This is a genomic window from Streptomyces sp. NPDC045026, assembly GCF_056432625.1.
In genome coordinates this window covers 166002-184766 of the sequence record NZ_JBWKIS010000005.1, presented here as the reverse complement: position 1 = coordinate 184766, position 18765 = coordinate 166002, and the positions used below count along the sequence as shown (strand labels likewise).

The window sequence follows — 18765 nt, the reverse complement described above, 5'->3', positions numbered from 1 at the left end:
GGACGGGCCGGAGGGGACGGCACGTACGATCGATAACCGTGCAAAGCTCGGAGAAGTCTTCCCGTCGCGGCCGCCGCTCCTCCACCATGGGCGGCATGCCACTCAACGACCTGCCGTGGTGGCGCTGGCGCAGCAATGTGCGCTCCGCGCTGCACATGCTCTCCGACCCCGCCTTCCAGCGGAACGTCTGGCTCGCCGGTGTGGACGGGTACGGGGACGTGACCGACGCCGTGTACCGCCTCGTCGAGGACACCTGGCTCGACAACTGGTCCGCCGAGAAGTACGTCGGCACGATCTTCCGCGACTCCCAGGAGGCGCAGCTCGTCGACACCGCCGTGCTGCGCGTGCTGCGGATCATGCACCAGGTGGGCCCCGACGCCCCCGTCTCCGCCTATCTCGACCACCACGCCTGGCCGGAAGCGGTGCATTCCGCGCGGGCCGCGCACGTGGTGCTCGCCACGAGTGACGGCGACGACCCCGACGCGGAGCCCCGCACGCTCGAGGTCCTGCGGATCATGACGCGCGCGGCCTGAGCGCCACGCGGGCGTCCGACCCGCGGGACGGACGCCCGGCGCGGGTTACGCGTATGGGACCCTTGCCTGCATGAATGAGCCGTCCCCCGCGTCCGGCGTCGCCGGCGGCGAGCAGTACGTCCTGACTCTCTCCTGCCCCGACAAGCGGGGCATCGTGCACGCCGTGTCGAGCTATCTCTTCATGACCGGCTGCAACATCGAGGACAGCCAGCAGTTCGGCGACCACGACACGGGCCTGTTCTTCATGCGGGTCCACTTCTCGGCGGACGCGCCCGTCACCGCGGAGAAACTGCGGGCCAGCTTCGCCGCGGTCGGCGACTCCTTCCAGATGGACTGGCAGATCCACCGCGCCTCGGAGCGGATGCGCGTCGTCCTGATGGTGTCGAAGTTCGGCCACTGCCTGAACGACCTGCTGTTCCGCGCCCGGACCGGCGCCCTGCCCGTCGACATCGCGGCGGTCGTCTCGAACCACACGGACTTCGCCGAGCTCGTGAAGTCGTACGACGTCCCCTTCCACCACATCCCGGTGACGAGGGACAACAAGCCCGAGGCCGAGGCGCAGATCCTCGACCTGGTGCGCGCGGAGGGTGTCGAACTGGTCGTCCTGGCCCGCTACATGCAGGTCCTCTCGGACGACCTGTGCAAGGAGCTGAGCGGGCGGATCATCAACATCCACCACTCGTTCCTGCCGAGCTTCAAGGGCGCCAAGCCGTACCACCAGGCACACGCGCGGGGCGTGAAGCTGATCGGCGCGACCGCGCACTATGTGACGGCCGACCTCGACGAGGGCCCGATCATCGAGCAGGAGGTCGAGCGCGTCGGCCACGACGTGACGCCGGACCAGCTCGTGGCGATCGGCCGCGACGTGGAGTGCCAGGCACTCGCCCGCGCCGTGAAGTGGCACGCCGAGCGCCGGATCCTGCTGAACGGGCGCCGGACGGTCGTCTTCACCTGATCACAGGCAGCCGGGCCCGTCCGCACACGCAGACGACCCGCGAGCCTGGTCTCCTCCCGTACGAGACGGTCGGAGGCCGGCCGGACGTACCGGCGGCTCGCGGGTCGGGTGACTGCTTGGGATTGGGGCCGGCTGCACGCAGCTTTCGCGTGCCGGTCCGGCGCCGAAATCGAGATGCGACGCCGGGCTGCTAGCCCGCAGTCACCTCACGCGTCCGGTATTCATACATCTGCCGAACCACCTCCCTTCGTGTGTACCCCCACCCTAAGAAGAGTCCGGGCGGCCTTCAACCGAATTAACGCGCCCACCGTTCGGGCCCTCCGCGAGGTCGTAGGCTGTGATCAAGGACGGAACGTTCCTCCCGAATCTCCGGGACGCAACGATTTCCCCGAACTCCGTGTGTGCTGCGTCACGTTCGAGTTGAATGATCTGAAGTGCGGAACACGCGGAGACAGCCTGCAGGGGGTGCCAGGTGAGTGCTTCCCGGCGTAGTGGGGCCACCGACGAGCTGGGGCCCGACGAGCCCGAGCGGGACGGGGCCGATCTTCTTGCCGCGTTGCTCGACGGGATGGACGCCGCGCTCTGCGCGTTCGACGCCGACGGGATCGTGACCCATTGGAACCGGGAGGCCGAGCGGATCCTCGGCTGGTCCGCGGCCGAGGCCGTGGGGCGGCGCGGGTTCTCCGGATGGGCGGTGCGCACCGCCGACGCCGACGAGGTCGAGGCCCGTCTGACGGCCGCGATGCGCGCGCCGGGCCGGCAGGTGCACGAGTTCGCGCTGCTGACCAAGGACGGCGGGCGGATCCTCGTCCGTACGCAGTCCGCCGCCGTGCGCGGGCCCGACGGCAAGCCGGCCGGACTGTACTGCGCGTTCAGCGAGGTGCACACACAGATCGACCTGGAGCGGTCGATCGCCCTGAGCGAGGCCCTCTTCGAGGACGCGTCCTGGGGAGTCGTCCTCGTCGACGCCGACCTGCGGCCCGCCGTCGTGAACGTGCACGCCGCGCGGGCCCTCGGCTCCGGCCGCACCACACTGCTCGGACGCCCCCTCGGCGAGCTGATCTCGCAGGGCGTCGAGGAGCTGGAGAGCGCGCTCGCCCACGTGCTCGCGGAGGGCGCGCCGCCGGCCCCCGCCGAGCTGTGGGTGACGGTGCGGCTCCCGGAGGGCGACGCGCGCCGGTGCTGGCGCAGCGGCTTCGTGCGGCTCGCCTCGCCGCTGGCCGAGGAGCCCGTACCGCTGGGCGTCGGGTGGCTGTTCCAGGACGTCACCGAGGCCAAGCGGACGGAGCAGGAGGCGGCGCAGCTGCGGTTCCGGGCGAACCAGCTGCACCGGGCCGCGCGGGCCGCCGCCGAGTGCGAGGACCCGGCGGAGGCGGCGACCGTCCATCTGGACTTCGCGCTGGCCGGGTTCGCCGACCACGCGCTGATCGACCTGGTCGTCGGCGACGAGCAGGCCGACCGGGGGGACGGGGAACTGACGGGTCCGGTGCGACTCGCGCGGGCCGCCGCGACGCCTTCGGGGGCGCCGGGGCCGAGCCTGCTGGTGTCCCGGACGACGCTGCCCGTGCGCTATCCGGAGGGCCACCCGGCGCTGCAGTGCGTGGAGCGCACGGGTTCGGTCCGGGCCGACGCGAACGGGCGCGACGCCACGCGGACGCGCGAGTGGGCCGAGGCGAGGCAGTGGCCCGAGGGCACGGTGCACGCCCTGTGCGCGGTGCTGCGCAGCCGGGCGCGCACGCTGGGCGTGGTGACCTTCCTGCGCGGGCCCAGCCGTACGCAGTTCGAGCGGGCCGACGCCACGTACGCGGAGAGTGTCGCGGCCCGGATCGCCGGGACGCTCGACCTGGCGCGGGTACTCGACCGGTAGCCGCGCGCCGCGCGCCTGGCGTCAGTGGCGGTAGAAGATCCGGTCGCCGTACTCGGTGAAGACGCGGCCGTTCCACTCGTGTCCGCCGTCCACGTTCCCGGAGCGCAGGAGCGGCGGCTGGATGCCGCGGTCGGCGAGCTCGGCCGCGGCCGTCGCCATGGTGGCCTGCATGAGAGCGCTGGCCACCATCGTGGAGGCCGGCCCGAAGGGGGCCTCGACGGTGTCGTACGTGAGTTCCGCGTCGCCGACCTCGATCTTCGAGTCGAGGACGATGTCGCAGTGGTCCTTGAGGAACGTCCCCGACGCATGGCGGGACTTGGTCTCCTGCGCGTACGCCACGGACGTCACGCCGATCACGCGCAGGCCCAGTGCGCGCGCGTTCATGGCCATCTCCACGGGCAGGGAGTTGCGGCCGGACAGCGAGATGATCACCAGGGTGTCGCCCGCGCGGACCGGGCTGGAGTCGAGGACGGCGCCCGCGAGCCCGTCGACGCGTTCCAGGGCGGAGCCCAGCGTGGCGGGCATGACGTCGACGCCGACGACCCCCGGTACGGAGAGCAGGTTCATCAGGGCGAGACCGCCCGCGCGGTAGACGACGTCCTGCGCGGCGAGCGAGGAGTGCCCCGCGCCGAACGCGAAGAGCCGGCCGCCCTCGGCGACCGTGTCGGCGATGAGCGTGCCGGCCGCCGCGATGTTGCGGCCCTCCTCGTCGCGCACCCGCCTCAGCAGGCCGATCGCGGCATCGAGGTACTGACCGGCCAGCTTGCTGTCGCTCATCGGCGGAGCCCCTTCGTCGTCCCGTACTGCCCGCGTGCCGCGCATCACGTTGCGGTCCGGACCAGCGCCCTGTCAATACGTTCCTGCCGTACGGAGCCCGGTTCCCCCGGCCTGGCACGGTTGTCAGCGCTATGCGTCAGAATTGGGTTCAGGGCCAGCGCACGAGCTAGCGGTGAGCTAGCAGAGCTAATCGAGGGGCACGTATGTCCGGACTGATCGACACCACGGAGATGTACCTCCGCACCATCCTCGAACTCGAAGAGGAAGGTGTGGTCCCCATGCGCGCCCGGATCGCCGAGCGGCTGGACCAGAGCGGCCCGACGGTCAGCCAGACCGTGGCCCGCATGGAGCGCGACGGCCTGGTGGCCGTCGCCACGGACCGCCACCTGGAGCTGACCGACGAGGGCCGCCGGCTCGCCACGCGCGTCATGCGCAAGCACCGCCTCGCCGAGTGTCTGCTCGTCGACGTGATCGGCCTGGAGTGGGAGCAGGTGCACGCGGAGGCCTGCCGCTGGGAGCACGTGATGAGCGAGGCGGTCGAGCGCCGCGTCCTCGAGCTGCTGCGGCACCCGACCGAGTCGCCGTACGGGAACCCGATCCCGGGGCTGGAGGAGCTGGGCGAGAAGGACGGCGCGGACCCGTTCCTCGACGAGGGCATGGTGTCCCTGGCCGATCTCGACCCGGGTGCGGACGGCAAGACGGTCGTGGTGCGCCGGATCGGTGAGCCGATCCAGACGGACGCGCAGCTGATGTACACGCTGCGGCGTGCGGGCATCCAGCCGGGCTCCGTGGTCAGCGTGACGGCGTCGCCGGGCGGGGTCCTGGTGGGCAGCAGCGGCGAGGCGGCGGAGCTGGCGGCGGACATCGCCTCGCACGTCTTCGTCGCCAAGCGCTGAGCCCGGCGCCTGACAGCAGGAGCCTGAAACCAGTCACCTGGCACCCGGTGCCCGACGCCCGGTTAACTTACCGGCGCGTCAACTCCTGTTCCCACAGGCACAGTTGGGGCGTCATCGCATTCCCTGAGAACTCTCGCAGAAACCAAGATTCACTGTGCGGAATCGCAGCGCGCGGACGTTTTGCGTGCAAGGCTGTCGCGAGAGGCATATGACCTGAGGACTCTTGACCGTCTCGGTTCCGGGTCCGCACCGGTCCGGCCGCGCGGGCGGGGAGGGGGCAGGACGATGTGCCGACGCACCCAGACGGGGCGTGGACAGACAGGGCGTGGACAGACAGAGGGCCCCGGCGCCTTGCGGCGCCGGGGCCTGTCCTCCCCTGTGCTGACCCGGAGCCCCGAGCTCCCAGGGTCATCCCCTTCGGACCGATTTCCCCGAGCGGTCCGCCTCCCGCTGAAGATCTCCCCTCGGCGGCGGCGGTCAACCCTTGAACGAGGTCACTCGAACGAGGGGTGTTGCCGAGAACGACCCCGTTTTCGAAAAAGAGTTCGATAGCGTGCGCGGGTACGCGACTGCAGGCGCGACCACAAGGGGGTGCCAGGGCCTATGGTGCGGCGCATCGACGTGACCGGGGCGGGCGGCGTGAGTCTCGCCGCGTGGGAGTTCGCCGACCCTCCCAAGACGGGTGAGGTCGACCAGTCCCCCGGCGTGCTGTTACTGCACGGCCTGATGGGCCGGGCCTCGCACTGGGCGGGCACGGCCCGCTGGCTCTCGGAGCGCCACCGGGCCGTGGCGCTCGACCAGCGCGGCCACGGCCAGAGCCAGAAGCCCGCCGAGGGCCCCTACGACCGCGAGGCGTACATCCAGGACGCCGAGGCCGCCCTCGTCCAGCTCGGCCTCGCCCCCGCCGTCGTCATCGGCCACTCCATGGGCGCGCTCACCGCCTGGCAGCTCGCCGCGCGCCGCCCCGACCTCGTACACGCCGTGATCATCTGCGACATGCGGGCCTCCGCGCTCGGGGCGGCGTCCCAGCGGGAGTGGGGGGACTGGTTCGACGCCTGGCCGCTGCCGTTCGCCACGCTCGCCGACGTACGGAAGTGGTTCGGCGAGGACGACCCGTGGGTCGAGCGGCCCCAGCCCTCGCGCGGTGAGTTCTACGCCGAGGTCATGGCGGAGAGCTCGGACGGCTGGCGGCCCGTGTTCGACCACCGCCAGATGCTGGCCTCCCGGACCACGTGGGTCTACGACGCGCACTGGGAGGAGCTGGCCCAGGTCCGCTGCCCCACCCTCGTCGTCCGCGGCCTCGACGGCGAGCTGGGCCGCGCCGAGGCGCAGGAGATGGTCCGTGTCCTGCCCAGGGGCGAGTACGCGGAGATCGCGGACGCCGGGCATCTCGTGCACTACGACCGGCCGGAGGCGTTGCGTTCCGCCATCGAGCCCTTCCTGGACGGCGTCCTCACCTCGTAGCGGCGCAGCGGCGGACGCCCGGGGCCGGGGTCAGGGGCCGAGGCGTTCGACGCGCCAGGCGCCGGACGCCTCGTGGACGTAGCGCAGCCGGTCGTGGAGGCGGTTCTCGCGGCCCTGCCAGAACTCGACCGTGCGCGGGGTGACGCGGTAGCCGCCCCAGTGGTCGGGCACCGGGATGATCTCGCCCTCCGGGTAGCGCTCGTCGAGTTCGGCGTAGGCGGTGTCGAGTTCGGCGCGTGAGGTGAGGACCTGCGACTGGGCGCTGGCCCACGCGCCGAGCTGGGAGCCGCGCGGGCGCGAGCGGAAGTACGCGGCCGTCTCCTCGCGGCTCGTGTGGGCGACGGTGCCGGAGACGATGACCTGGCGGGCCATCGGATGCCACGGGAAGAGCAGCGCGATCTCGTGGTTCGCCGCCAGGTCGCGGGCCTTGCGGGAGCCGTAGTTCGTGTAGAAGACGAAGCCCCGGTCGTCGTAGGCCTTGAGCAGCACGGTGCGCGAACTCGGCCGGCCGGCCGCGTCCGCCGTGGAGACCACCATCGCGTTCGGCTCGTACAGCACGCCGCGCGCCCGCGTGGCCTCGTTGAACCAGAGCTCGAACAGTTCCATCGGGCGCTCCGGAACGTCCTCCTCCAGGAGACCCTCACCCGGCGGGCGGTACTGCGCACGCATGACGGCAGGGTTCGATGGCGCGTGGTGATCGTGATGGTCGTGGTGATCGTGATGGTCGTGGTCGCTCACGCCGTCATCCTGCCGTACGCGTGGGGCAGTCGGCCGCGTGGAGTTCATCACTGAGTGGCACTGAGTGCCGCGAGCTCTCCCCAAGGGTGGCACCAGCGGATATCGTCGTCGGTCCCGCCGCCCCTCAGGTTGGGTGACCGCCTGCCGAACGGGGCATCACCGGGGTGACCGATCCGGCCCGCGAGCCCCCGGAGCCGCGCCACCACCGGGTTCTCCGCCGTACACATTCAGTCGTACACATTCGAAGGAGCCGCCTGATGTCCGACCCCGGCTTTGACTCCGGCTTCGTGCCGGGCCTCGAGGGAGTCGTCGCGTTCGAGACGGAGATCGCCGAACCGGACAAGGAGGGCGGCGCCCTTCGGTACCGGGGCGTCGACATCGAGGATCTGGTCGGTCATGTCTCGTTCGGCAACGTCTGGGGCCTCCTCGTCGACGGCGCCTTCAACCCGGGACTGCCGCCCGCCGAGCCGTTCCCCATCCCCGTCCACTCCGGCGACATCCGCGTCGACGTGCAGTCCGCGCTCGCCATGCTCGCGCCCGTGTGGGGCCTGAAACCGCTGCTCGACATCGACGAGGCGCAGGCCCGCGAGGACCTCGCCCGCGCCGCCGTCATGGCGCTCTCGTACGTCGCACAGTCGGCCCGCGGACAGGGCAACCCGATGGTGCCGCAGCGCGAGATCGACAAGGCGGGCACCGTCGTCGAGCGGTTCATGAAGCGCTGGCGCGGCGAGCCCGACCCGAAGCATGTCGCCGCCGTCGACGCGTACTGGACGAGCGCCGCCGAGCACGGCATGAACGCCTCCACGTTCACCGCGCGCGTCATCGCCTCCACGGGCGCCGATGTCGCCGCCGCGCTCTCGGGAGCCGTCGGCGCCATGTCGGGCCCCCTGCACGGCGGCGCGCCCTCCCGCGTCCTCGGCATGATCGAGGAGATCGAGCGCACCGGCGACGCGGACGCGTACGTCCGCCGTGCGCTGGACAAGGGCGAGCGCCTCATGGGCTTCGGACACCGCGTGTACCGCGCCGAGGACCCCCGTGCGCGCGTCCTGCGGCGCACGGCCCGCGAGCTGGGCGCGCCGCGCTTCGAGGTCGCCGAGGCCCTGGAGAAGGCGGCCCTCGCGGAGCTGCACGCCCGCAGGCCCGACCGGGTCCTCGCGACGAACGTGGAGTTCTGGGCGGCCATCGTCCTGGACTTCGCGGAGGTCCCGGCGCACATGTTCACGTCGATGTTCACGTGCGCCCGCACGGCCGGCTGGTCGGCGCACATCCTGGAACAGAAGCGCACGGGCCGCCTCGTCCGCCCCTCGGCCCGCTACATCGGGCCGGGCACGCGCGAACCGCGCGAGATCGAGGGGTTCGGGGACATGCAGGGCTGAGCAGCGCCCCCGGCACAGCGAGCGGCGCCGCGCGGATCCCCGTGCGGCGCCGTTCGCGTACGTCACCTGCCCCGCGTCACCTGTCCCGCGTCACCTGCCCCACATCACCCCAGCGCCCCGTCCAGGATCGCCGCCCACTGCGCGACGACCCGCTCGCGCCGCGGCCCGTCGTCGGTGAGGAGGTTCGCGAGGCCGAGGCCGCGCGCCATGTCGAGGAGACCCTGCACGGTCTCGCGGACGCCGGGGCGCGACTCGTCGGCGCCCAGGAGTTCCACGGCGATGCGGTGGGTCTCGCGGCCGACGCGGGCCTCCAGTTCGGTGACGCGGCCACCCAGCTGCGGCTCGTTCGACGCGGCCACCCACAGGTGCAGGGCGGCCCGGAACAGCGGGCCCGTGTACAGGTCGACGAGGGCGGCGACGACCTCGGTGCGGCCGCGCGGGCGCAGGGCGCGCAGCGCGGTCGAGCGCTCTTCGGCGACGTACTCGACGGCGGCCGTGAACAGGTCCTCGCGGGTCGGGAAGTGGTGCTGGGCCGCGCCGCGCGAGACCCCGGCCCGTTCGGCGACGACGGAGACCGTGGAGCCCGACCAGCCGCGTTCGGCGAGGCAGGACACGGCCGCTTCGAGGAGCCGCCGGCGGGTGGCGCGGCTGCGGTCCTGCTTGGGGGCACGCTCCACCGCCGTACCGGATGAGGTCACAGCACCCATGCGGGATCCCGTCGTTCGAGGAAGGCCGTCATCCCTTCGCCTGCCTGCGCGGAGGAGAACAGCCGGGCCGAGAGCGCGCTCAGGTCGGCCGCGTCCCGGTCGAAGGCCTCCAGCACCCTAGCCGTGAGCAGCCGTTTCGTCTCGGCCAGGCCCTGCGGGGACGACCTGCGCAGACCGTCGAGGACGGGGGCGAGGGCCGCGTCGACGTCGCCGCCCGCCGTCGTCAGGAGCCCGATGCGGACCGCTTCCGCCGCGTCGAAGCGCTCGCCCGTCAGGTAGTAGCGGGCGACGGCGCGCGGGTCCGTGCGGGGCAGCAGGGGCAGCGAGATGACGGCGGGCGCGACCCCGATGCGGACCTCGGTGAACGCGAACGAGGCGGCGTGCGAGGCGGCCGAGATGTCGCACGCCCCGAGCAGGCCGAGCCCGCCCGCGCGCACGTGCCCGGCGATCCGCGCGACAACGGGCCGCTCCAGCGCGACGATCTGCCGCAGGAGCGCGACCAGGGCCTCGGCCGGGGGCGGGGACTTCAGGTCGGCGCCCGCGCTGAACGTGTTGCCGGTGTGGGTGAGGACGACGGCCCGTACGGCCTCGTCCTTGCCGCACGCCGTGAGCGCGTCCGCCAGCTCGGCGACGAGCGCGGCGGACAGGGCGTTGCGGTTGGCCGGGGAGTCGAGGGTGAGGGTGGTGATCCCGCGCTCGTGCGAGGTGTGGACCAAGGGCCTGGCAGTGCTCATGACGTCTCCCGGAGCTGTCGGCGGAGGATCTTTCCCGAGGCGGCGCGCGGCACCCCGCCGATGAACTCGACGCGCCTGACCTTCTTGTACGGGGCCACACGCCCCGCGACGAACTCGCGCACCTCGTCCCCGGTGAGGTCCGGGGCGCCGGCCGCCCGCACCACGAACGCCTTGGGCACTTCGTTGTTCTCGTCGTCGTACACGCCGACGACGGCGGCGTCCGCGATCCCGGGGTGGGTGAGGAGCAGGGCCTCCAGTTCGGCGGGCGCGACCTGGAATCCCTTGTACTTGATGAGTTCCTTGACGCGGTCGACGACGAACAGCCAGCCGTCCCCGTCGGTGTGGCCGATGTCGCCGGTGTGCAGCCAGCCGTCCGCATCGATCATCTCGGCGGTGGCCTCGGGCCGTCCCAGGTAGCCCTTCATCACCTGCGGACCGCGGATCACGATCTCCCCGTGCTCGCCGGGCCCGGCGTCGCGTGCCGGGTCGTCGAGGGACACGATGCGCATCTGCGTACTCGCGATCAGCTTGCCGACGGCCCCCGGCGGCGGGTTCTTCTCGGCGAGCGGTACGACGTGGGTGCCGGGTGACAGCTCCGTCATGCCGTACGCCTGGCCGACCGGCGGCAGCCCGAGCCGGCGCGAACAGGCCTGCGCGAGGCCGGCGTCCAGGGGCGCGGCGGCGCTGATGACGTACTGGAGCGAGGACAGGTCGTAGCCCTCGACGGCCGGGTGTTTGGCGAGGGCCAGGACGATGGGCGGGGCGACGTACAGGCCGGTGATGCGGTGCTTCTCGATCGCGGCGAGGAACGTGTCGAGTTCGAAGCGGGACAGGACGACGACGGTGGCGCCCTGTCTGAGCGGTGCGTTCATGAGGGCGGTGAGCCCGTAGATGTGGAAGAAGGGCAGCACGGCGAGGATGCGGTCGCCGGGACCCATCGGCATCAGGGGCGCGAGCTGGGCGAGGTTGGTGGCGATGGAGCGGTGCGTGAGCATCACTCCCTTGGGGACGCCCGTCGTGCCCGACGAGTACGGCAGGGCCGCCACGTCCTCGGCGGGGTCCACGGTGAGGTGCGGCTCAGGGGCGGTGGAGCCCAGCATGTCCATCAGGGAGCGGTGGCCCTGCGCCTGGTCGCAGACGAATATCTCCCGTATACCGCCTGCCAGTTCGGCCGCCGAGCGGGCCGCGTCCAGAAGGGGCGACACGGTCACGATCCAACGCGCGGAGGAGTCCCGCAGCTGCTTGGCGAACTCTTCCGGCGTGGCGAGCGGGTGCACGGTCGTGACCGAGGCACCCGCCCGCGTCGCCCCGTAGAACGCGACGGGGAACGCCACGGTGTTCGGGCTGTGCAGGGCGATTACGTCCCCCTGCCGCACGCCCGCCGCGGCGAGACCGGCGGCGACCCTGCGGTGGAACGTGTCGAGCTGGGCGTACGTGACGGTGGTCCCCGCCACGCCGTCGATCAGCGCGGGGGTGTCGCCCCGGGCCGCCGCGCCGCCGAGCACGGCGTCGTGGATCGCCTCGTCGACCGGCTCGACATCCGCGTACTCACTGTGGAACACCATGGCCGAACTCCTCGCGGGTCAGTACGACTTCGGCAGGCCCAGGGTCTGGTGGGACACGTAGTTCAGGATCATTTCCCGGCTCACGGGCGCGATGCGGGCCACGCGGGACGCCGTGATGAGCGAGGCGAGGCCGAACTCGCGGGTGAGGCCGTTGCCGCCCAGCGTGTGCACCGCCTGGTCGACGGCCCGTACACAGGCCTCCGCGGCCGCGTACTTGGCCATGTTCGCGGCCTCCCCCGCCCCGATGTCGTCGCCCGCGTCGTACAGATGGGCCGCCTTCTGCATCATCAGCCGGGCCGTCTCCAGCTCGATGTGGGCCTGCGCGAGCGGGTGCGCGATGGCCTGGTGGGCGCCGATGGGCGACTTCCAGACGGTGCGCTCCTTCGCGTACCCGACGGCCCTGGCCAGCGCGAAACGGCCCATGCCGATCGCGAACGCGGCCGTCATGATGCGCTCGGGGTTGAGGCCGGCGAACAGCTGGAGCAGGCCGGCGTCCTCGTCGCCGACGAGCGCGTCGGCGGGGAGCCGTACATCGTCGAGGACGAGTTCGAACTGCTTCTCCGGCGCCTGGAGTTCCATGTCGATCTGCCGCCGCCCGAAGCCCTCGGCGTCGCGCGGCACGATGAACAGGCACGGCTTGAGGCTGCCCGTACGGGCGTCCTCGGTGCGGCCCACGATGAGGGTGGCGTCGGCTATGTCGACGCCGGAAACGAACACCTTGCGCCCGGACAGGATCCAGTCGCCGCTGTCACCGTCGCGGCGGGCGGTGGTGGTGATGCGGTGCGAGTTGGAGCCGGCGTCGGGCTCGGTGATCCCGAACGCCATCGTGCGGCTGCCGTCGGCGAGACCCGGCAGCCAGGCCGCCTTCTGCTCCGGGGTGCCGAAGCGGGAGATGACGGTGCCGCAGATCGCGGGCGACACGACCATCATCAGCAGGGGCGCGCCGGAGGCACCCAACTCCTCCAGGACCAGCGACAGTTCATACATTCCGCCGCCCCCGCCGCCGTGCTCCTCGGGCAGGTTCACGCCCAGGTAGCCGAGCTTCGCGGCCTCCGCCCACAGCTCCTCGGGGTGGCGTTCCTCGCGGACGACACGGGTCATGTAGTCGCGCCCGAAGCGGCCGCCGAGAGCGGCGACGGCGGAGCGCAGGGCCTGGTGCTCCTGGGATTCGAGGACGGGAGCGTTCATCACTGATCCTCCTGTACGACGGCGAGCAGGGCGCCGACCTCGACCTGACGGCCGGGCGCGGCGTGCAGGGCGGTGAGCGTGCCGGAGGCGGGAGCGGTGATGCGGTGCTCCATCTTCATCGCCTCCAGCCAGATGAGGGGCTGCCCCGCGGCGACCGTGACGCCCTCGGCGAGGCCTTCGGCGAGCCGGACGACGGTGCCGGGCATGGGCGCGAGCAGGGATCCCGGCTCCTGGCGTGCGACGGGCTCGGGGAGGCGGGGCAGGGCGGTGAGCGCGGCGCCGTTCACGTACACGCGCTCCCCGTGGACCGCGACGTCGAACTTCCGTACCACGCCGTCCACTTCGAGAACGACGAGCGCCGAGGTCGCGCGGACGACGCGTACACCGTCCGCGACCAGGCCGGCGCGGGTGTGCCGGTAGCGGACCTCGTGCTCGGTCCCGTCGGGCTCGCTGCGGTAGTGCTTGATCTGCGGCTGCGACGCCACGTTGCGCCAGCCGCCGAACCGTGAGCGGCCGTGCGCGTCGGCTAGCGCCGCGGCGAGCGGCGCGTACGGGTCCGGGTCCGGCGCCGTGAGCGCGGCCAGGTGCCGGTCGTAGAACCCGGTGTCCGCGCCGCCCGCGGTGAACTCCGGGTGCCGCAGCGACCGTACGAGCAGGTCCCTGTTGGTGACCGGGCCGTGCACGACGGCCCTCTCCAGGGCGCCCGCCAGCTTGCGCAGGGCCTCGGCGCGCGTCGGCGCGTGCGCGACGACCTTGGCGAGCATCGCGTCGTAGTGCACCCCGATCGGGTCGCCGTCCGTGAACCCGGTGTCCAGGCGTACGGACGCGGGGACGGACAGCCGGTGCAGCGTGCCGGTCTGCGGGGCCCAGCCGGCGCCCGGGTCCTCCGCGTACAGGCGGGCCTCCACGGAGTGGCCGCGTGCGGGCGGCGGCTCCTCGTCCAGGGGCTCGCCCTCGGCGACGCGCAGTTGCAACACCACGAGGTCGACGCCGAACACAGCCTCGGTGACGGGGTGTTCGACCTGGAGGCGGGTGTTCATCTCCAGGAAGTGCGCCCTGCCGTCGGCGACGAGGAACTCGACGGTCCCGGCACCCCGGTAGTCCGTGGCGCGCGCGGCGCGCACCGCCATCTCCCGCAGGGACGCCTCGAGTTCAGGCGTGAGGCCGGGCGCGGGGGCCTCCTCAATGACCTTCTGGTGGCGCCGCTGGAGCGAGCAGTCGCGGGTGCCGAGCGCCCACACGGTGCCGTGCGCGTCGGCCAGGATCTGCACCTCGACGTGCCGGCCGCCCTCGATGTACGGCTCGACGAACACCTCGCCGTCCCCGAAGGCACTCAGCGCCTCGGCCGCGGCGGCTGCCAACTCGTCGTCCAGATCCACCAGCTCGCGAACGACGCGCATGCCGCGCCCGCCACCGCCGGCGGCGGCCTTCACGAGGACGGGCAGGTCTCCCGCCGTGATGTCACCGGTCTTCAGGGGCTCGACGCCCATGAGTTCCTTGGCGCGCGTCTTGGACGCCATCGCCTCGATCGCCTCGGGCGGCGGGCCGATCCAGGTGAGCCCCGCGTCGGCGACGGCCCGCGCGAAGCCGGCGTTCTCGGACAGGAACCCGTAGCCGGGGTGCACGGCGTCCGCGCCCGCGGCCAGGGCCGCCTGCACGATCAGGTCGCCGCGCAGATACGTCTCGGCGGGCGACGCCCCCGGAAGCCGTACGGCGGCATCGGCCACGCGGGCGTGGAGGGCATTCTCGTCGGCGTCCGAGTACACGGCGACGGTCCGGATGCCCAGCTCGGCGCAGGTACGGAAGACGCGGCAGGCGATCTCGCCGCGGTTGGCGACGAGTACGGAGGTGATCATTCGCGTGGTCATGGGCCTCACATCCGGAAGACGCCGAAGCCACCGCGCGCGCCCTCGACGGGCGCCGTGTGGATGGCGGACAGGCACAGGCCGAGGACGGTCCGGGTGTCGCGCGGGTCGATGACCCCGTCGTCGTACAGCCGCCCGGACAGGAACATCGGCAGGGACTCGGACTCGATCTGCTGCTCCACCATGGCCCGCAGCGCGGCGTCCGCGTCGTCGTCGTACGGCTGTCCCTTGGCAGCCGCGGACTGGCGGGCCACGATCGACAGGACACCGGCCAGCTGCTGCGGCCCCATCACGGCCGACTTGGCGCTCGGCCAGGCGAAGAGGAAGCGGGGGTCGAAGGCCCGCCCGCACATCCCGTAGTGCCCGGCGCCGTAGGAGGCGCCCATGAGGACGGAGAGGTGCGGTACGCGGCTGTTGCTGACGGCGTTGATCATCATGGCGCCGTGCTTGATGATGCCGCCCTGCTCGTACTCCTTGCCGACCATGTAGCCGGTGGTGTTGTGCAGGAACAGGAGCGGGATGTCGCGCTGGTTGGCGAGCTGGATGAACTGGGCGGCCTTCTGCGACTCCTGGCTGAACAGGACGCCCTGCGCGTTGGCGAGGATGCCGACCGGATAGCCGTGCAGGGACGCCCAGCCGGTCGTGAGGCTCGACCCGTACAGCGGTTTGAACTCGTCGAAGTCGGAGCCGTCGACGATCCGGGCGATGACCTCGCGCGGATCGAAGGGGACCTTGAGGTCGCCGGGCACGATGCCGAGGAGTTCGTCGCTGTCGTACTTGGGCGGTTCCACGAGCTGTGGATCCGCGGACGCCTTGCGGTGGTTGAGGCGGGCGACGACGCGGCGCGCCAGCCGGATCGCGTCCCGCTCGTCGAGGGCGAAGTAGTCGGCGAGCCCGGAGGTACGGGCGTGCATCTCGGCGCCGCCGAGCGACTCGTCGTCGCTCTCCTCGCCGGTCGCCATCTTCACCAGGGGCGGTCCGCCGAGGAAGACCTTCGCCCGCTCCTTGACCATGATCACGTGGTCGGACATGCCGGGGATGTACGCACCGCCGGCGGTGGAATTGCCGAAGACGACGGCGACGGTGGGGATCCCGGCGGCGGACAGCCGCGTGATGTCGCGGAAGATGCCGCCGCCCGGGATGAAGATCTCCTTCTGGGACGGCAGGTCGGCGCCGCCGGACTCGACGAGGCTGACGCAGGGCAGCCGGTTGGCGAAGGCGACCTCGTGGGCGCGCAGGGCCTTCTTCAGGGACCAGGGGTTACTGGCTCCGCCGCGCACCGTCGGGTCGTTCGCGGTGATCAGGCACTCGACGCCCTCGACGACGCCGATGCCGGTGACGAGGGAGGCGCCGACGGGGTAGTCGCTGCCCCAGGCCGCGAGTGGGGAGAGTTCGAGGAAGGGCGTGTCGGGGTCGAGGAGCAGCTCGATGCGTTCGCGGGCGAGCAACTTGCCGCGCTTGCGGTGCCGTTGGACGTACTTCTCGCCGCCGCCCGCGAGCGCCTTGGCGTGCTCGGCGTCGAGCGCGTCGAGCTTGCCGAGCATGGCCTCGCGGTGAGCGGCGAAGTCGGCACCGCCGACGTCCAGAGCCGAGGCGAGAACGGTCACAGCAGGACCTCCGGTATGTCCAGATGACGGGAGCGCAGCCACTCGCCGAGCCCCTTGGCCTGCGGGTCGAACCGGTGCTGGGAGGCAACGCCCTGGCCGAGGAGGCCGGTGACGGTGAAGTTGAGGGCGCGGAGGCCGGGCAGCACGTGCCGGACGACCGACAGGTCACGACTTTCAGGCAGCAGGCTCTGAAACCTGTCGGCCGTCAGTTCATGGGTGAGCCAGCGCCAGGCCTCGTCACCGTCCACCCACACCCCCACATTCGCGTCCCCGCCCTTGTCGCCGCTGCGGGCGCCCACGACGAGGCCGAGGGGTGCGCGCCGGGTCGGGCCGGCCGGCAGGGGGGCGGGCAGAGGCGGTGCGTCCACGTCCGCGAGGGGTCGGGTGGCGCCGTCGTACGTGATCACCTTCCGCTGCCCGTCCGGCAGAACGGCGGCCTGCTCGACCTCGGCCCGGTCCACGTACGCCGCCTCGAACACCCCGTACGGCGTCCCCTTCCCCGGTGGGGCCGTGACGTGGAAGCCCGGGTAGCTGCCGAGCGCCAGCTCGATCGCCGCGCTGCTGAGGGTGCGGCCCACCGCGTCCGCGTCGCTGTCCCGGACGACGAGACGCAGCAGCGCGCTCGCGGTCTCCTCCGTGTCCGCGTCCGCGCGATCCGTGCGCGCCAGCTCCCACCTCACGTGTGCGGGACGGGACTTGGCACGGTCGAACGCGTCGTCCATCTGCTCCCGTACGAGCGCCGCCTTGGCGTCGATGTCGAGCCCGGTCAGCACGAACACGACCTCGTTGCGGAAGCCGCCGAGCCGGTTGAGGCCGACCTTGAGGGTGGGGGGCGGGGCCTCGCCCCGTACGCCGTCGACGCGGACGCGGTCCGGGGCCTCCTGCGTGAGCCGTACGGTGTCCAGCCTCGCGGTCACGTCGGGTCCGGCGTACCGAGCGCTCCCGGTCTCGTAGAGGAGCTGTTCCGTCACCGTCCCCACGGTCACGAAGCCGCCCGTGCCGGGGTGCTTGGTGATGACGCAGGAGCCGTCCTCGTGGAGTTCCGCGAGGGGGAAGCCGGGCCGCCGCAGGTCGCGGGCCCGCCCGCCGAAGCGGGAGTAGTTCCCGCCCGTGGCCTGCGTGCCGCACTCCAGGATGTGCCCGGCGACGACGGCCCCCGCGAGCCGGTCGTACGCGTCCTGCTCCCAGCCGAAGCGCCAGGCCGCGGGCCCGGTGACCAGGGCGGCGTCGGTGACGCGGCCGGTGACCACGATGTCGGCGCCGGCCGCGAGAGCGGCGGTTATCCCTGCGCCGCCGAGGTAGGCGTTGGCGGTGAGGGCACCCGGGTAGCGCCCGCCCGGGGCGAGGTCGTCACCTTCGACGTGCGCCACGCGCGCGTGGAGGCCGAGACGGTCGTTCAACTCCCTCACGGCGTCGGCGAGTCCGGCCGGATTGAGGCCGCCCGCGTTCGCGACGATCCGCACGCCCCGGTCGAGCGCCAGGCCGAGGGTCTCCTCCAGCTGGCGCAGGAACGTGCGGGCGTATCCGCGCGCGGGGTCCTTCAGGCGGTCGCGGCCCAGGATGAGCATCGTCAGTTCGGCGAGGTAGTCCCCGGTCAGGACGTCGAGGGGGCCGCCTTCGAGCATCTCGCGCAGGGCGTCGAAGCGGTCGCCGTAGAACCCGGAGGCGTTGCCTATGCGCAGTACGTCCCCGCTCACCGCGCCGTGCCCTTCGCCGCACGCCCCGCTCCCGGCGGTCCCGCGAACGCCTGGGCGATGTCCAGCCACCGGTCGGCGTCGGCGCCCTCGGCCCGCACGTCGAGGTCGGCGCGATGCGCCCGCTGCGTCACCAGCAGGCAGAAGTCGAGCCCGGATCCGGTCACGCGCTGCGCCGCGTCTTCGGGCCCGTACGTCCACAGTTCGCCGGAGGGCGCGGTCAGTTCGACGCGGAACTCCTCGGCGGGCGGGGTCAGGCCCCGTGCGGTGAAGGCGAAGTCGCGGGCCCGGATCCCGATGCGGGCCACGTGCCGCAGCCGGTCGGCGGGCTTGCGTGCGACGCCCAGCGCGTCGGCCACGTCCTGGCCGTGCGCCCAGGTCTCCATGAGGCGGCCCGTCGCCATGGAGGCGACCGACATGGGCGGCCCGTACCAGGGGAAGCGCACTCCGGTGGGGGCGGCGACCAGGGCCCGGAGCAGCTCCTCGCGGCCGGCGCGCCAGCGGGCGAGCAGTTCGGCGGGCGGCAGCGCGGCACCCTCCTCCGCTCCCGCGTCGACGAAGGCGTCGGGCGCGGCGACGGCCTCTTGCACGAGGGCGGCGAACGCGTCGGCGTCCGTGACGGCGATCAGGGCGGAGTGGTCGGTCCAGGCGAGATGAGCGATCTGGTGGGCGACGCTCCAGCCGGGCGCGGGGGTGGCGAGGGCCCATCGGTCCTCGCTCAGCTCACTGACGATCCGGTCGAGTTCGGCGCTCTCACTGCGCAGATCCTCGAGCACGGCCAACGGGTCGGACACGATGC

The 18765-nt window shown here is 72.4% G+C and carries 16 protein-coding genes; 6 read left to right on the top strand and 10 right to left on the bottom strand.

Annotated elements, in window-relative coordinates:
* Positions 1 to 32 precede the first annotated feature (32 nt).
* From AC07EJ_RS13985 to AC07EJ_RS13975, 3 genes are all read left to right on the top strand, one after another.
* Entirely contained in the window at positions 33 to 533 is a 501-nt protein-coding gene (locus AC07EJ_RS13985; RefSeq protein WP_389478091.1) for an SCO4402 family protein, read from the top strand.
* Between the two features lie 70 nt (positions 534 to 603).
* Positions 604 to 1488, top strand: a complete 885-nt coding sequence (purU, locus tag AC07EJ_RS13980) for a formyltetrahydrofolate deformylase (RefSeq protein ID WP_389478043.1) — start codon at positions 604 to 606, stop codon at positions 1486 to 1488.
* A 472-nt stretch (positions 1489 to 1960) separates the two neighbouring features.
* Positions 1961 to 3355 carry a PAS domain-containing protein gene (locus tag AC07EJ_RS13975; protein WP_389478045.1) on the top strand — a complete coding sequence of 465 codons (1395 nt, stop codon included), beginning with the start codon at positions 1961 to 1963 and terminating at the stop codon, positions 3353 to 3355.
* A gap of 21 nt (positions 3356 to 3376) precedes the next feature.
* Here the strand turns inward: AC07EJ_RS13975 and AC07EJ_RS13970 are convergent, their stop codons facing one another.
* Entirely contained in the window at positions 3377 to 4132 is a 756-nt protein-coding gene (locus tag AC07EJ_RS13970; RefSeq protein WP_389478047.1) for an SIS domain-containing protein, read from the bottom strand.
* A gap of 203 nt (positions 4133 to 4335) precedes the next feature.
* On the opposite strand from AC07EJ_RS13970, the gene AC07EJ_RS13965 reads away from it, so the two are divergent.
* Positions 4336 to 5028, top strand: a complete 693-nt coding sequence (locus AC07EJ_RS13965) for an iron-dependent transcriptional repressor DtxR (RefSeq protein WP_266671667.1) — start codon at positions 4336 to 4338, stop codon at positions 5026 to 5028.
* A gap of 603 nt (positions 5029 to 5631) precedes the next feature.
* Positions 5632 to 6492, top strand: a complete 861-nt coding sequence (locus AC07EJ_RS13960) for an alpha/beta fold hydrolase (protein ID WP_389478051.1) — start codon at positions 5632 to 5634, stop codon at positions 6490 to 6492.
* 30 nt (positions 6493 to 6522) lie between these two features.
* Here the strand turns inward: AC07EJ_RS13960 and pdxH are convergent, their stop codons facing one another.
* A complete protein-coding gene (pdxH, locus tag AC07EJ_RS13955; RefSeq protein WP_389478052.1) occupies positions 6523 to 7161 on the bottom strand; it encodes a pyridoxamine 5'-phosphate oxidase in 639 nt (212 codons plus the stop codon).
* A gap of 326 nt (positions 7162 to 7487) precedes the next feature.
* Between pdxH and AC07EJ_RS13950 the strand changes: the two genes are divergently transcribed.
* Complete coding sequence (locus AC07EJ_RS13950) at positions 7488 to 8606, top strand: citrate synthase 2 (RefSeq protein ID WP_389478054.1); 1119 nt, start codon at positions 7488 to 7490, stop codon at positions 8604 to 8606.
* Between the two features lie 104 nt (positions 8607 to 8710).
* Here AC07EJ_RS13950 and AC07EJ_RS13945 read toward each other — a convergent pair whose 3' ends face one another.
* Genes AC07EJ_RS13945 through AC07EJ_RS13910 form a run of 8 tightly spaced genes read right to left on the bottom strand, consistent with a single transcriptional unit; the run spans position 8711 to position 18760 of the window.
* A complete protein-coding gene (locus AC07EJ_RS13945) occupies positions 8711 to 9313 on the bottom strand; it encodes a TetR/AcrR family transcriptional regulator (protein ID WP_389478056.1) in 603 nt (200 codons plus the stop codon).
* Positions 9301 to 10047 carry an enoyl-CoA hydratase family protein gene (locus AC07EJ_RS13940; protein ID WP_389478058.1) on the bottom strand — a complete coding sequence of 249 codons (747 nt, stop codon included), beginning with the start codon at positions 10045 to 10047 and terminating at the stop codon, positions 9301 to 9303. Before AC07EJ_RS13940 ends, AC07EJ_RS13945 begins: the two co-directional genes overlap by 13 nt.
* Positions 10044 to 11612 (bottom strand): 4-coumarate--CoA ligase family protein, encoded by a 1569-nt coding sequence (locus AC07EJ_RS13935; RefSeq protein ID WP_389478060.1) that lies wholly within the window; start codon positions 11610 to 11612, stop codon positions 10044 to 10046. The genes AC07EJ_RS13940 and AC07EJ_RS13935 overlap by 4 nt, the downstream gene beginning before the upstream one ends.
* Before the next feature lie 18 nt (positions 11613 to 11630).
* Positions 11631 to 12800 (bottom strand): acyl-CoA dehydrogenase family protein, encoded by a 1170-nt coding sequence (locus AC07EJ_RS13930; protein ID WP_389478061.1) that lies wholly within the window; start codon positions 12798 to 12800, stop codon positions 11631 to 11633.
* Positions 12800 to 14656: an acetyl/propionyl/methylcrotonyl-CoA carboxylase subunit alpha gene (locus AC07EJ_RS13925; RefSeq protein ID WP_478884369.1), complete on the bottom strand. Its 1857-nt coding sequence runs from the start codon at positions 14654 to 14656 to the stop codon at positions 12800 to 12802. Before AC07EJ_RS13925 ends, AC07EJ_RS13930 begins: the two co-directional genes overlap by 1 nt.
* Positions 14657 to 14673: 17 nt before the next feature.
* Positions 14674 to 16272, bottom strand: coding sequence for an acyl-CoA carboxylase subunit beta (locus AC07EJ_RS13920; protein ID WP_478884307.1), 1599 nt, complete (start codon positions 16270 to 16272; stop codon positions 14674 to 14676).
* Positions 16269 to 17969, bottom strand: a complete 1701-nt coding sequence (locus AC07EJ_RS13915; protein WP_389478063.1) for an acyclic terpene utilization AtuA family protein — start codon at positions 17967 to 17969, stop codon at positions 16269 to 16271. The genes AC07EJ_RS13920 and AC07EJ_RS13915 overlap by 4 nt, the downstream gene beginning before the upstream one ends.
* Positions 17966 to 18760, bottom strand: a complete 795-nt coding sequence (locus AC07EJ_RS13910) for a TIGR03084 family metal-binding protein (protein WP_389478064.1) — start codon at positions 18758 to 18760, stop codon at positions 17966 to 17968. The genes AC07EJ_RS13915 and AC07EJ_RS13910 overlap by 4 nt, the downstream gene beginning before the upstream one ends.
* Positions 18761 to 18765 lie beyond the last annotated feature (5 nt).

Bases quoted from the DNA above. Each gene is read 5' to 3' on its own strand.
- AC07EJ_RS13960 (WP_389478051.1), top strand. From the start codon at position 5,632: ATGGTGCGGCGCATCGACGTGACCGGGGCGGGCGGCGTGAGTCTCGCC.
- AC07EJ_RS13950 (WP_389478054.1), top strand. From the start codon at position 7,488: ATGTCCGACCCCGGCTTTGACTCCGGCTTCGTGCCGGGCCTCGAGGGA.
- purU (WP_389478043.1), top strand. From the start codon at position 604: ATGAATGAGCCGTCCCCCGCGTCCGGCGTCGCCGGCGGCGAGCAGTAC.
- AC07EJ_RS13940 (WP_389478058.1), bottom strand. From the start codon at position 10,047: ATGAGCACTGCCAGGCCCTTGGTCCACACCTCGCACGAGCGCGGGATC.
- AC07EJ_RS13970 (WP_389478047.1), bottom strand. From the start codon at position 4,132: ATGAGCGACAGCAAGCTGGCCGGTCAGTACCTCGATGCCGCGATCGGC.
- AC07EJ_RS13935 (WP_389478060.1), bottom strand. From the start codon at position 11,612: ATGGTGTTCCACAGTGAGTACGCGGATGTCGAGCCGGTCGACGAGGCG.
- AC07EJ_RS13965 (WP_266671667.1), top strand. From the start codon at position 4,336: ATGTCCGGACTGATCGACACCACGGAGATGTACCTCCGCACCATCCTC.
- AC07EJ_RS13925 (WP_478884369.1), bottom strand. From the start codon at position 14,656: ATGATCACCTCCGTACTCGTCGCCAACCGCGGCGAGATCGCCTGCCGC.
- AC07EJ_RS13945 (WP_389478056.1), bottom strand. From the start codon at position 9,313: ATGGGTGCTGTGACCTCATCCGGTACGGCGGTGGAGCGTGCCCCCAAG.
- pdxH (WP_389478052.1), bottom strand. From the start codon at position 7,161: ATGCGTGCGCAGTACCGCCCGCCGGGTGAGGGTCTCCTGGAGGAGGAC.
- AC07EJ_RS13930 (WP_389478061.1), bottom strand. From the start codon at position 12,800: ATGAACGCTCCCGTCCTCGAATCCCAGGAGCACCAGGCCCTGCGCTCC.